General features: G+C 61.1%; 11 protein-coding genes. 8 read left to right on the plus strand and 3 right to left on the minus strand.

Going from position 1 to position 12,469, the window contains the following annotated elements:
- The first annotated feature begins 172 nt into the window (after nucleotides 1–172).
- A complete protein-coding gene (locus CRX69_RS12720) occupies nucleotides 173–742 on the plus strand; it encodes an NAD(P)H nitroreductase (protein WP_076385862.1) in 570 nt (189 codons plus the stop codon).
- Between the two features lie 199 nt (nucleotides 743–941).
- Here CRX69_RS12720 and CRX69_RS12725 read toward each other — a convergent pair whose 3' ends face one another.
- The 3 genes from CRX69_RS12725 to phhA form a co-directional block, all read right to left on the minus strand.
- On the minus strand, nucleotides 942–2,135 hold the full coding sequence (locus tag CRX69_RS12725) for an amino acid aminotransferase (RefSeq protein ID WP_076385860.1): 1,194 nt from the start codon (nucleotides 2,133–2,135) through the stop codon (nucleotides 942–944).
- A complete protein-coding gene (locus tag CRX69_RS12730) occupies nucleotides 2,135–2,491 on the minus strand; it encodes a 4a-hydroxytetrahydrobiopterin dehydratase (protein WP_003184087.1) in 357 nt (118 codons plus the stop codon). Before CRX69_RS12730 ends, CRX69_RS12725 begins: the two co-directional genes overlap by 1 nt.
- A gap of 99 nt (nucleotides 2,492–2,590) precedes the next feature.
- Complete coding sequence (gene phhA / locus CRX69_RS12735) at nucleotides 2,591–3,376, minus strand: phenylalanine 4-monooxygenase (protein WP_047226214.1); 786 nt, start codon at nucleotides 3,374–3,376, stop codon at nucleotides 2,591–2,593.
- Between the two features lie 336 nt (nucleotides 3,377–3,712).
- Here phhA and CRX69_RS12740 point away from each other — a divergent pair, with 336 nt between their 5' ends.
- The 7 genes from CRX69_RS12740 (at nucleotide 3,713) to flgK (ending at nucleotide 12,459) form a co-directional block, all read left to right on the plus strand.
- Nucleotides 3,713–5,272, plus strand: a complete 1,560-nt coding sequence (locus CRX69_RS12740) for a sigma-54-dependent transcriptional regulator (protein WP_107322118.1) — start codon at nucleotides 3,713–3,715, stop codon at nucleotides 5,270–5,272.
- Between the two features lie 344 nt (nucleotides 5,273–5,616).
- Complete coding sequence (locus CRX69_RS12750) at nucleotides 5,617–6,354, plus strand: flagellar basal body rod protein FlgF (protein ID WP_047226216.1); 738 nt, start codon at nucleotides 5,617–5,619, stop codon at nucleotides 6,352–6,354.
- 49 nt (nucleotides 6,355–6,403) lie between these two features.
- Nucleotides 6,404–7,189, plus strand: a complete 786-nt coding sequence (gene flgG / locus CRX69_RS12755) for a flagellar basal-body rod protein FlgG (protein WP_047226217.1) — start codon at nucleotides 6,404–6,406, stop codon at nucleotides 7,187–7,189.
- Between the two features lie 51 nt (nucleotides 7,190–7,240).
- The gene (gene flgH / locus CRX69_RS12760; protein WP_047226218.1) at nucleotides 7,241–7,936 is read left to right on the plus strand and encodes a flagellar basal body L-ring protein FlgH; all 696 of its coding nucleotides are present in this window, start codon (nucleotides 7,241–7,243) and stop codon (nucleotides 7,934–7,936) included.
- Nucleotides 7,937–7,981: 45 nt separating this feature from the next.
- Entirely contained in the window at nucleotides 7,982–9,067 is a 1,086-nt protein-coding gene (locus tag CRX69_RS12765) for a flagellar basal body P-ring protein FlgI (RefSeq protein ID WP_160892017.1), read from the plus strand.
- A 10-nt stretch (nucleotides 9,068–9,077) separates the two neighbouring features.
- Complete coding sequence (flgJ, locus tag CRX69_RS12770) at nucleotides 9,078–10,382, plus strand: flagellar assembly peptidoglycan hydrolase FlgJ (RefSeq protein WP_107322120.1); 1,305 nt, start codon at nucleotides 9,078–9,080, stop codon at nucleotides 10,380–10,382.
- Between the two features lie 10 nt (nucleotides 10,383–10,392).
- Nucleotides 10,393–12,459 carry a flagellar hook-associated protein FlgK gene (gene flgK, locus CRX69_RS12775; protein WP_047226220.1) on the plus strand — a complete coding sequence of 689 codons (2,067 nt, stop codon included), beginning with the start codon at nucleotides 10,393–10,395 and terminating at the stop codon, nucleotides 12,457–12,459.
- Nucleotides 12,460–12,469: the final 10 nt, after the last annotated feature.

Genomic DNA, 12,469 nt, shown 5'->3' on the forward strand with positions numbered 1-12,469 from the left:
GGGCTGAAAGGGAAGGGCGTCATTCTACCCGCGACAAGCGGCATGTAAACCGGCACCCGGTGGCGCGTGAGGCCAGTGGCCTGCGCAATGGACTTCTGGTTGCGGAATTTGAGCTAACGAACTCGCCGTACAAGCCACTAGAATAGCTGGACATTTTTTCAGGAGGTGGCCGATGCAGGCTCTCGACGCTTTGCTCAACCGTGTTTCCGTCCCGCGCCTGGTGGACCCGGCGCCTACCGCCGAACAGCGCGAGGTCATGTTCGCCGCGGCGATGCGGGCTCCGGATCATGGCCAGTTGCGGCCATGGCGATTTCTGACGGTCGAAGGGCAGGCGCGTCATCGCATGGGCGAGCTGCTGGCCGAAGCGGCGCGGTTCAATGATCCGCTGGTAGCCGAAGCCGTCGTGGAGAAGGCGCTCAACGGCCCGCTGCGCGCACCGCTGGTCGTGGTGGTGATTGCACGGTTGCAGGACCATTTCAAAATCCCCAAGTCCGAACAAATGCTGGCGGCCGCCTGCGCAGCCCACGCAATCCTGTTGGCGGCTTACGCCCAAGGGGTGGGCGGAGTCTGGCGTACGGGTGAGCTGGCGTATTCACCTCATGTGGCCAAGGGGCTTGGTCTTGAGGACGGTGAAGAGGTGATCGGTTTTCTCTACCTGGGCACACCGCAGAAAGAGGCCCGCACGGCGCCGAAGGAAGATGTCGGGCAGTTTGTCCGGGAGTGGACGGGCCCGCAGGTCTAGCGTCTGGCGCAGCTTCTGTGGTGAAGAGGACTTATCTGTGGCGAGGGGATAAATCCCCGTTGGGCTGCGTAGCAGCCCCAAAACCTTCGATACAAGGCAACCTGACTCTCCGGGGTGACGGATTTAAGGGCTGCTGCGCAGCCCAGCGGGGATGAATCCCCTCGCCACAAGGGGATGTGTTCAGCTATTCAAAGGCTGGTTACTTGCACACGTCAGCAATAGCCTCAGCCAGCAAATCCAGGCGCGTGGCGTCGATGCCTGCCACGTTGGCCCGGCCTGTGCCGACCATGTACACGCTGTGGCGTTCGCGCAGGAGCCTGACCTGTTCCGGCGTCAGGCCGGTGTAGGAAAACATTCCCCGTTGCACGCCGATATGGGCGAAGCGCTCACGCAAACCGTGGGGTTCGAGCGCTTCCAGCAGGCCGCTGCGCAACTGTGCAATGCGCAGGCGCATGGTCTGCACTTCGTCGGCCCACAGGCTTTTGAGGTCCGGGTTGCCCAGGATCGTCGCCACTACCGCCGCGCCATGATCCGGTGGCGTCGACCACAGGTTGCGAGCGATGTTCGCCAGTTGGCTGCGGATATCCACCAGTTTGTCGGCATCGCCGGCGCAGACGATCAGCGCACCGGTGCGGTCGCGGTACAGGCCGAAGTTCTTCGAACAGGAACTGGTGATCAGAACTTCAGGCAGTGCCTGGGCAAACAGCCGGACGGCCCAGGCGTCCTGCTCCAGCCCATCGCCGAAACCTTGATAAGCGAAGTCGATCAACGGCAGCAGGTTGCGGCTGCGCATCACTTCCAGCACCTGGCGCCATTGTTCCTGGGTCAAGTCGAAGCCGGTGGGGTTATGGCAGCAGGCATGCAGCAACACCACATCGCCCTTGGGTGCCTGGCTCAGGGTCGCCAGCATCGCTTCGAAATCCAGGCGGTTGTCGGTGCCTACATAGGGGTAATGGCTGGCCTTGACCCCGGCGGCGGCGAAGATGGTTTCGTGAATCGGCCAGGTCGGGTTGCTCAACCAAACGCCGCGGCCCGGCAGGCACTGGGCAATGAAGTCGGCACTCAGGCGCAGGGCGCCGGTGCCGCCCGGCGTCTGGGTCGCACCGGCACGTTTGTCCTTGATCAGCGTCGAGTCGGCGCCCAGCACCAGTTCATTGATCAACTGGCCGAACGCGGCGTCGCCATGACCGCCGATGTAGGTCTTGGTGCTCTGGCGGTCCACCAGGCGCTGCTCGGCCTGTTTGACTGCCGCAAGAATCGGCGTCAGGCCTTGGGCGTCTTTATAGACGCCCACGCCCAGGTCGAACTTGCCCGGATTACTGTCCGCCGCGTAAGCCTCCATCAGGCCGAGGATCGGATCGCCGGGCACCCGGCCGATGGCATCGAAATGCATTACTTGCGGCCCTCGGCGGTCTTGGCCACGTCATCGGTGCGGGCGGCCATGATGAAGTCGTTGCGGTGCAAGCCCTTGATGGAGTGGCTCCACCAGGTCACGGTGACTTTGCCCCATTCGGTGAGCAGACCCGGGTGATGACCTTCGGCCTCGGAGATTTCCCCGACGGCGTTGGTGAAGGCCAGGGCGTGCTTGAAATTCTTGAACAGGAAGACTTTTTCCAGCTGCATCACGCCGTCGCGCACTTCGATGTTCCAGTCCGGGATCTGCTTGATCAGTACCGGCAGTTCTTCGTCGCTGACTTGTGGCGCGTCGGCGCGGCAGGCTTCGCAATGGGCTTGGTTCAGAGTGTTCATGGTGTGTTCCCGGATCGAATATTTGAAAAACGTCGATGCACTCACGCTAAAGCAAAGCCGCGTTGTGCAACAGACTCAATTGAGATTAAAAGACGCGGTTCACGCAGCTTTTGGCGGAAATTTCGGAGCGTGCAGGCCCAGTTCGCGACCACGCTTGACCATGCCCATGATGTCTTCGTGGGCCAGGTCGAACAGGCGCTTGAGCTCGGGGAGCACGAAATACACCGGCTGCAGGATGTCGATGCGATACGGCGTGCGCATGGCTTCCAGCGGATCGAAGGCTTGATGCTCCGGCTCGTCCGACAGGCAGTAAACAGTTTCCTTGGGCGAAGACAGGATGCCGCCACCGTAGATGCGTCGGCCTTGCGGGGTTTGCACCAGGCCGAACTCAATGGTCATCCAGTACAAGCGCGCCAGGTAGACGCGTTCTTCCTTGGAAGCCTGTAGGCCGAGTTTGCCGTAGGTGTGGGTAAATTCTGCAAACCAGGGGTTGGTCAGCAGCGGGCAGTGGCCAAATATCTCGTGGAAAATGTCCGGCTCTTGCAGGTAATCCAGTTCTTCGCGGGTACGAATAAACGTCGCGACGGGAAACTGCTTGCTGGCGAGCAATTCAAAAAAGGTCTGGAAGGGGATCAGCGCTGGTACCCGGGCCACTTGCCAACCGGTGGTTTCACCCAACACCTTGTTGATTTCACCCAATTGCGGAATACGGTCGTGGGGCAGGCCCAGCTTGTCGATACCGTCCAGGTACTCCTGGCACGCACGGCCTTCGATGACTTTGAGCTGGCGGGTGATCAGCGTGTTCCACACCGCGTGTTCTTCGGCAGTGTAGTGAATAAAACCTTGCGCATCGGGCTCGCGGGCCACGTATTGCGTCTGCTTCATGCTGCTCTCCTGCTGATTTCCCTCTGGGGGACGGCTTGTTTGTTGTTATGTCCAGCGATGCATTAGAGATAACCCGAAGCAGGGATGTGTGCAGCAGGCAGGCAAGAGTGGGTATCGCGATAAAGGTGTGGTTTCGTAAAGTTTTCGTTACGGTTCCAGCTGTTCTTCGCTATTGCCGGGTTTTTCGACTGGGAAATGGCCTACAACTGTCACATAATCTTGACGTTTATTTGCGCTGCCAAGCAGAAAAACTTGTAGCGAGGGAGCTTGCTCCCGCTGGGCTGCGAAGCAGCCCGCTCTCCCATGCTTGCATACACATCGATATCGGGCCTTTTCATGCGCATCAAAGTCCATTGCCAGAACCGCATCGGCATCCTGCGGGACATCCTCAACCTGCTGGTGGAGTACGGCATCAACGTCGCCCGCGGGGAAGTGGGCGGTGAGCACGGCAATGCGATTTATCTGCACTGCCCGAATCTGATCAACATCCAGTTTCAGGCGCTTCGCCCGAAGTTCGAAGGCATTGCCGGGGTCTTCGGCGTCAAGCGGGTGGGGTTGATGCCCAGTGAACGTCGGCACATGGAGCTCAACGCGCTGCTCGGCGCCCTGGAGTTTCCGGTGCTGTCCATCGACATGGGCGGTTCCATCGTCGCCGCCAACCGGGCGGCGGCGCAGTTGCTCGGGGTGCGAGTGGACGAAGTGCCGGGGATTCCACTGTCCCGGTACGCCGAGGATTTTGACCTGCCGGAGCTGGTGCGCGCCAATCAGTCACGCATCAACGGTTTGCGGGTCAAGGTCAGGGGCGATGTGTTTCTGGCGGACATCGCGCCACTGCAATCGGAGCACGACGACAGCGAGGCCATGGCCGGCGCGGTGCTGACGCTGCATCGGGCGGACCGGGTGGGCGAGCGCATTTATAACGTGCGCAAGCAGGAATTGCGCGGCTTCGACAGCATTTTCCAGAGTTCGAAGGTGATGGCGGCGGTCGTCCGGGAAGCCCGGCGCATGGCGCCACTGGATGCGCCGCTGTTGATAGAAGGCGAAACCGGCACTGGCAAAGAGTTGCTGGCTCGCGCCTGTCACCTGGCGAGTCCGCGCGGGCAGTCACCGTTGATGGCACTCAACTGTGCGGGGTTGCCCGAGTCCATGGCCGAGACCGAACTGTTCGGCTACGGCCCGGGTGCTTTCGAGGGGGCCCGGGCCGAAGGCAAGCTCGGGTTGCTCGAGCTGACCGCCGGAGGCACGTTGTTCCTCGACGGGGTAGGGGAAATGAGCCCGCGCCTGCAAGTGAAATTGCTGCGCTTTTTGCAGGACGGTTGCTTCCGTCGTGTAGGCAGCGATGAAGAGGTGTACCTGGATGTCAGGGTGATCTGTGCGACCCAGGTGGATTTGTCCGAGCTCTGCGCCCGAGGGGAATTTCGTCAGGATCTGTACCACCGTTTGAACGTCCTTTCGCTGCACATCCCGCCCCTGCGCGAATGTCTCGACGGCTTGATGCCGCTGGTGGAACATTTTCTTGACCAGGCCAGTCGGCAGATTGGCTGTGCGCTACCGAAACTGGCCCCGGCGGCGATGGACCGTCTCAGCCACTACCACTGGCCAGGCAACGTTCGGCAGCTGGAAAACGTGCTGTTCCAGGCTGTCTCCCTGTGTGATGGCGCAACGGTGAAAGCCGAGCATATCCGTCTGCCGGACTACGGCGTGCGTCAGCCCCTGGGGGACTTTTCCCTGGAGGGCGGGCTGGACGACATCGTCGGGCGATTCGAGAAAGCCGTGTTGGAGCGGCTGTATTCCGAACACCCCAGCAGCCGGCAACTGGGCAAGCGGCTGGGGGTTTCCCATACGACCATTGCCAATAAGTTGCGTGAGTATGAGGTGGGTAAGACCGGCTCATAATAGTTGCTTACCTGTTGTGTTTGGTGGGGACTTCTATCGCGAGCAGGCTCGCTCCCACAGGGGTATCGAGTGTTCAAAATCCTGCGAGCACCCAAGATCCATGGTGGGAGCGAGCCTGCTCGCGATGACGGCAGTAGCCGTTGCCAGAAGGTCAAGCGTTGCCACCAAACGGCATGACACCGCCGGTTTTTCGTCTTCGATACATTTCCCCAAATCCCTTCAATAACCCTGAAGCCCTTTGTTTGTGCGGCTCGACGGCGCCAGAAAAAAGTTGGTCTGCAAATTGCTTAGTGCTCAGCAGTACAGCAGTGGACGGCAAACGTCCGGCATGCAGAGGAACGACAGTGGACAAGTACCTTTATGTGGCAATGACCGGCGCCAGCCAGAACGCACTGGCGCAGCGGGCCCATGCCAACAACCTGGCGAACATCTCCACCAACGGTTTTCAGAAAGACCTGGAGCAGGCTCGTTCGATGCCGGTGTTTGGCGACAGCTTTCCGGCGCGGGCATTTGCCATGTCCGAGCGTCCAGCCACTGACTTCACCCCTGGCGCGCTGGTGGAAACCGGCCGCGACCTCGACGTGGCAGTCAGCGGGCCGGGCTGGATGGCTGTGCAGAACCCTGAAGGCGGTGAAAGCTACGTGCGCACCGGCAGCCTCAACGTTGACGCCCTGGGCGTGCTGCGGGCCGGCAACGGTATGCCGGTGATGGGCAACGGTGGGCCGATCGCCGTGCCGCCAGAGCAGAAAATCGAAATCGGCCAGGACGGCACCATCAGTATCCGCGCCATGGGTGAAGGCCCGCGCGTGATGGCTGAAGTCGACCGCATCAAGCTGGTCAACCCGGATCTTCGCAACATGACCAAGGGCCTGGACGGCACCATCCGCACCAAGGACGGCCAGCCGGCTGTCATTGATGCCAACGTGCAACTGGTGTCGGGTTTCCAGGAAGCGAGCAACGTCAATGCCGTGGACGAGATGACTTCGGTGCTGGCCCTGGCCAAGCAGTTCGAGCTTCACGTCAAGATGATGAACACCGCCAAAGAAGGCGACGAAGCCATGGCTCGGGTCTTGCAGATCTAATCATTAATTACAGCGTCGCGCCGAAAAACAGGCGTACGAGGAGAATCGAATGCTTCCGGCTCTTTGGGTTGCCAAAACAGGTCTGTCCGCCCAGGACACCAACCTTTCTACTATTTCCAACAACCTGGCGAACGTGTCGACCACGGGTTTCAAGCGTGATCGCGCCGAGTTCCAGGACCTGCTGTACCAGGTCAAACGCCAGCCAGGCGCCCAATCGACCCAGGACAGCGAATTGCCGTCGGGCCTGCAAGTGGGTACCGGTGTGCGCATCGTCGGCACCCAGAAAAACTTCACCGCCGGTAGCCTGCAAACCACCGAGCAGCCGCTGGACATGGCCATCGACGGTCGCGGTTTCTTCCAGATCCTGCAGCCCGATGGCACCACGTCCTACACCCGTGACGGTACGTTCCACCTCGATTCCAATGGCCAGATCGTCAACGCCAGCGGTTTCGCCCTGGAACCGGCGATCATCATTCCGAACGACGCCCAAACGTTCACCGTGGGCCGCGACGGCACCGTGTCCATCACTGTGGCGGGCAACCCTGCTTCGCAGGTGATCGGCAACCTGCAGACTGCCGACTTCATCAACCCGGCCGGCCTGCAAGCGGTGGGTAACAACCTGTTCCTGGAAACCGCGGCCAGCGGCGCGCCACAAGTCGGCACGCCAGGCCTGAACGGCTTCGGTACCACGCTGCAGAACACCCTGGAAACGTCCAACGTGAGCACCGTGGAGGAGATGGTCAACATGATCACCACCCAGCGCGCCTACGAGATGAACTCCAAGGTGATCTCCACCGCCGACCAGATGCTCTCGTTCGTTACGCAGAATCTGTAATCACGTCTATAGGGCGGCCTGAGGCCGCCTGCAACACCAAGAGGTAGGGTCATGAATCGCTTCGTATCTGTTCTGGCACTGAGTGGAGTTACTGCGCTCGCGGGCTGTGTCGCGCCAACGCCCAAGGCCAATGACCCGTACTACGCTCCGGTGTTGCCGCGCACGCCGTTGCCGGCCGCTGCCAACAACGGTTCGATCTACCAGGCTGGCTTCGAGCAGAACCTGTATAGCGACCGTAAGGCTTTCCGGGTTGGGGACATCATCACCATCACCCTGAACGAACGGACCCAGGCCAGCAAGAACGCCAACTCGCAGATCGACAAGACCAGCGAGACCAGCGTTGGCCTGACGTCGTTGTTCGGCTCCAGCCTGACCACCAACAATCCCATCGGTGGCGGGGACCTGAGCCTCAACGCCGGTTATGGCTCCGACCGGGCCACCAAGGGCGACAGCAAGTCCGGACAGAGCAACAGCCTGACCGGCTCGATCACCGTGACCGTCGCCGATGTGTTGCCCAATGGCATCATCGTTGTGCGGGGCGAGAAGTGGCTGACCCTCAACACCGGTGACGAGCTGGTGCGCATCGCCGGCATGGTTCGCGCCGATGATATCGCTACCGACAACACCGTCTCGTCGACCCGTGTAGCCGATGCACGTATTACCTACTCGGGCACCGGTGCTTTTGCCGATGCGAGTCAGCCAGGCTGGTTCGACCGTTTCTTCCTCAGCCCGAAGTTCCCTTTCTAGGTGGCCCAGTTGAATCTTAAGCGGTTGAATCTCAAGCAGCTGTTGATGGGGGCACTGCTGATGTCGGCGGCCTTCACCGCTCAAGCCGAGCGTCTGAAGGACATCGCCAGCATTTCCGGCGTGCGCTCCAACCAGTTGATCGGCTATGGCCTGGTCGTGGGTCTCAATGGCACGGGCGACCAGACCACCCAGACCCCGTTCACCCTGCAAACCTTCAACAACATGTTGTCGCAGTTCGGCATCAAGGTGCCGGCGGGTTCGGGCAACGTGCAGTTGAAGAACGTGGCGGCGGTGTCGGTCAGTGCCGACCTGCCGGCGTTCGCCAAGCCCGGGCAGCAGGTGGATATCACTGTTTCGTCCATCGGTAACTCCAAGAGCCTGCGCGGCGGCACCCTGTTGTTGACGCCGCTCAAGGGTATCGACGGCAACGTCTACGCCGTCGCCCAGGGCAACCTGGTGGTGGGTGGCTTTGACGCCGAAGGCCGTGACGGTTCCAAGATCACCGTCAACGTTCCGTCGGCTGGCCGCATTCCTGGTGGTGCGTCGGTGGAACGTGCGGTGCCGAGCGGTTTCAACCAGGGCAACAGCCTGACTCTGAACCTCAACCGTTATGACTTCACGACCGCCAAGCGCATCGTTGACAAGATCAATGACATGCTCGGCCCTGGCGTGGCACAGGCCATCGACGGCGGCTCGGTGCGCGTCACCGCGCCTCTGGATCCGAGTCAACGGGTCGACTATTTGTCGATCCTGGAGAACCTCGAAGTCGATCCGGGCCAGGCGGTTGCGAAAGTCATCATCAACTCGCGCACCGGCACCATTGTGATCGGCCAGAACGTCAAGGTTTCACCCGCCGCGGTGACCCACGGCAGCCTGACCGTGACCATTACCGAAGACCCGATCGTCAGCCAGCCTGGACCCTTGTCCAACGGCCAGACCGCCGTGGTGCCCCGTTCGCGGGTCAATGCCGAGCAGGAAGCCAAGCCGATGTTCAAGTTCGGCCCGGGCACTACCCTGGATGAAATTGTCCGGGCGGTGAACCAGGTCGGCGCGGCGCCGGGCGACTTGATGGCGATTCTCGAAGCCTTGAAGCAGGCCGGCGCGTTGCAAGCCGACCTGATCGTGATTTAAGGAACGAGCCATGGATATGCGCAAGGGCGCTTTGATCAGCGGGGATTCGGGTTCCTACTCGGACCTCAATCGCCTGAACCAGCTCAAGGTCGGCGACAAGAACAGTGACGGTAACCTGCGCAAAGTGGCGCAGGAATTCGAGTCGCTGTTCATCGGTGAAATGCTCAAGTCCATGCGTGCGGCGACCGAGTCGATGGGCAAGGACAATCCGCTCAATACCGCTGAAGCCAAGCAGTACCAGGAAATGTACGACCAGCAGTTGGCCGTTTCCATGTCTCGCGAGGGCGGTGGTATCGGCCTGGCCGACGTGCTGCTGCGCCAGATGTCCAAGAACAAACCCCTGGTGTCAGGCGAGGCGGCAACGCTGTCGGCCGGCAAGCAGGAGCAAGCGTTGGACGAGGCCGTCAAGGCCCCGGTGCCGACGCCCATTGCCGCCGGCACGTTGCCCGACGGGCCATTGTCGCGCTCCAACGGCCAGCGTCCGCTGTGGGCTTCGCGGGCCGTGAGTGCGCCGCAAGGGGTGGGCGAGGGCGTTCACCGCAACGACATGGAATTGCTCAACCAGCGCCGCCTGGCCTTGCCGCCCAAACTGGCCGATCGGCTGCTTGCCGGGTTGGTGCCTTCGGCTGCCGCCGCGCCTGACGTCAAGGCGCAGAATATTTTGCCGGATCGTGCCATCACCGCCGTCAAGCCTGCCACCGGCGAACTGGCCAATGGCGACTGGCTGGCCGCGCTCAAGGCGTCAGAGCCGAGCGAGTCCATGCAGGTGTACGGGCGTGCCGTGGCGCAGCCACCCCTGGCGCCAGCCCGCAAGGCCTTCCGCGATGCTGACGAGTTCGTCGATGCCATGCTGCCAATGGCCAAGGAAGCCGCGGACCGTATCGGCGTGGACCCTCGTTACCTGGTGGCCCAGGCGGCCCTGGAAACCGGCTGGGGCAAGTCGGTCATGCGTCAGCCTGATGGCAGCAGCAGCCACAACCTGTTCGGTATCAAGGCCAGCAAGAACTGGACGGGCGATTCGGCGCGGGCGATCACCAGCGAATTCCGCAATGGCGAGATGGTCAAGGAGACGGCCCAGTTCCGTTCCTACGCTTCGTATCGCGACAGCTTCCATGACCTGGTCAATCTGCTGCAAAGCAACAGTCGCTATCAAGATGTGCTGAAGTCGGCCGATAACCCGGAACAGTTTGTGCGTGAGTTGCAGAAGGCCGGTTACGCCACCGACCCGAACTACGCCAGCAAGATTTCGAATATAGCCCGGCAGATGACCAGTTACCAAAACTACGCTTCGGCTGGCGCCACTACGACTTTATAAGGTCTGAACCATGAGTTTGCTCAACATCGGGATGTCGGGTCTGTCCGCAAGTCAGACCTCATTGGTGACCACGGGTAACAACATTGCCAACGTTGATACCGCCGGTTATTCGCGTCAGCAGACCGTGCAGACCACCAAGGCGTCCAATCAATACGGCAACGTCTTCATCGGCTCCGGCACCACCCTGGCCGATGTGCGCCGGGTCTATAACGCCTACCTTGAAGCGCAGTTGAAGACCACGACCTCGCTCAACAGCGATGCGGCCGCGTATCAAGGGCAGATCACCCCGCTCGATGCCTTGCTGTCGGACAGCGGCACGGGCCTCAATGGCGCGCTGACCAAGTTCTTCGCCTCGGTGCAGAACGTCAACGCCAAGCCGGGCGATGATGCGTCCCGTCAGTTGCTGCTCAGCGATGCGCAAGCCTTGAGCAATCGTTTCAATTCGGTCGCCAGCCAATTGACGGAGCAGAATCAGAACATCAACGGCAACCTGTCGAGCATGGTCGATCAGGTCAACAAACTGGCTACCACCGTCGCTCAGTTGAACAAGAAAATCGCCGAAGTCTCCAACTCCGGCGGTGCTCCCAACGACCTGCTCGACGCCCGCAACCAGACCATTCTCCAGCTCTCGGCCTTCACCGGCACTCAGATCGTGGAGAACGGCAGCAGCCTGGACATCTACTTGGGTTCCGGCCAGCCTTTGGTGATGGGCAATACGGTCAACACCCTGGAAACCGTGCCGGACAAGAACGATCCGGGCCGCCTGGGGATCCAGCTCAATAGCGGTTCCAGTGTCATGGACCTCACCCAGGTACTTACCGGCGGCGAGATCGGCGGCCTGATGCGCTATCGCAGCACTGTGCTTGACCCGGCCATGAATGAACTGGGCCGCGTGGCCCTGGTGGTCGCCGACCAGATGAACGCGATCCAGGCCTCGGGCATCGACAAGAACGGCGCCTTCGGTTCCAACCTGTTCACCAACATCAACAGTGCCGCGCAGATGAGTCAGCGCAGTATTGCCGCGTTGAACAATAGCGCCGGTTCCGGCAACTTCAACGTGGCCATCGAAGACACCGGCGCGCTGACCACCAATGATTACAAGGTGAAGTTCACCAGCGCCACCGACTACACGGTCCAGCGCCTGCCTGACGGCACTTCGATGGGTTCGTTCAATACCGCGACGACGCCGCCGCCGGTGATCGACGGCTTTTCGATGACCTTCGCCAATGGCACCGCTGCCGCTGGCGATTCGTTCAAGATCACCCCGACCCGCAACGCGGCGACCAGTATCAAGACCGAGATGACCGACTCCAAGCGGTTGGCGATTGCCGCGCCGCTGGGCGCAGCCATCGTGCCGGGCGGCAGCGGTACGCTGACCATTCCGGCCAGCGGCCAGCCGACCATGACGTCGCAGTTGGACATCTACGACGAAGCCACCACCACCATCATCCAAAACGGCATCAAGACCTCGATGCCAGTCAAGGTGGTCTTCGGCGCGACGTCCGCCGACGGTACCAGCCAGGCTTACCAGTTGCTCGATGCCACGGGTGTCGAGATCAGCAATGGCACGATCAAGCCCGGCCAGAGCAATACCTTGAGCCTGAGCGTTCCACTCAAGGATGCCAGCGGCAACCCGATCATGGACTCCTCGGCACCGCCGGTGCAGCGTACCGTCACCTTCGACATGTCGATTGCTGGCGCACCGTCCAACGGTGCCGCGATCGATGTGAGCGTCAGCCAGGCCGGCAGCCTGGATAACCGTAACGGCACTGTCCTGGCCGGTTTGCAGACTGCCAAGACCGTGGACACCGGTTCCGCCAGCAAGGGCATTTCGTTGAACGATGCCTACGGCAAGCTGGTGGAGGGCGTAGGTTCCAAGGCCGCCCAGGGCAAGCTCGACAGCGCTGCCACCGGCGCGATCCTGGATAACGCCAAGGGCGCTCGCGATTCGCTGTCGGGCGTGGACCTGGACGAAGAAACCGGCAACCTGGTCAAGTATCAGCAGTACTACACCGCGTCTTCGCAGATCATCAAGGCTGCGCAGGAAATCTTCAGCACATTGATCAACAGTCTTTAAGGAGTCGTAG

It is taken from the genome of Pseudomonas rhizophila (assembly GCF_003033885.1).
In the GTDB taxonomy this organism is placed as follows: domain Bacteria; phylum Pseudomonadota; class Gammaproteobacteria; order Pseudomonadales; family Pseudomonadaceae; genus Aquipseudomonas; species Aquipseudomonas rhizophila.

Bases quoted from the DNA above. Each gene is read 5' to 3' on its own strand.
- flgH (WP_047226218.1), top strand. From the start codon at position 7,241: ATGAATCGCTTCGTATCTGTTCTGGCACTGAGTGGAGTTACTGCGCTC.
- CRX69_RS12725 (WP_076385860.1), bottom strand. From the start codon at position 2,135: ATGCATTTCGATGCCATCGGCCGGGTGCCCGGCGATCCGATCCTCGGC.
- CRX69_RS12765 (WP_160892017.1), top strand. From the start codon at position 7,982: ATGGGGGCACTGCTGATGTCGGCGGCCTTCACCGCTCAAGCCGAGCGT.
- CRX69_RS12720 (WP_076385862.1), top strand. From the start codon at position 173: ATGCAGGCTCTCGACGCTTTGCTCAACCGTGTTTCCGTCCCGCGCCTG.
- phhA (WP_047226214.1), bottom strand. From the start codon at position 3,376: ATGAAGCAGACGCAATACGTGGCCCGCGAGCCCGATGCGCAAGGTTTT.
- flgK (WP_047226220.1), top strand. From the start codon at position 10,393: ATGAGTTTGCTCAACATCGGGATGTCGGGTCTGTCCGCAAGTCAGACC.
- CRX69_RS12740 (WP_107322118.1), top strand. From the start codon at position 3,713: ATGCGCATCAAAGTCCATTGCCAGAACCGCATCGGCATCCTGCGGGAC.
- flgJ (WP_107322120.1), top strand. From the start codon at position 9,078: ATGGATATGCGCAAGGGCGCTTTGATCAGCGGGGATTCGGGTTCCTAC.
- flgG (WP_047226217.1), top strand. From the start codon at position 6,404: ATGCTTCCGGCTCTTTGGGTTGCCAAAACAGGTCTGTCCGCCCAGGAC.
- CRX69_RS12730 (WP_003184087.1), bottom strand. From the start codon at position 2,491: ATGAACACTCTGAACCAAGCCCATTGCGAAGCCTGCCGCGCCGACGCG.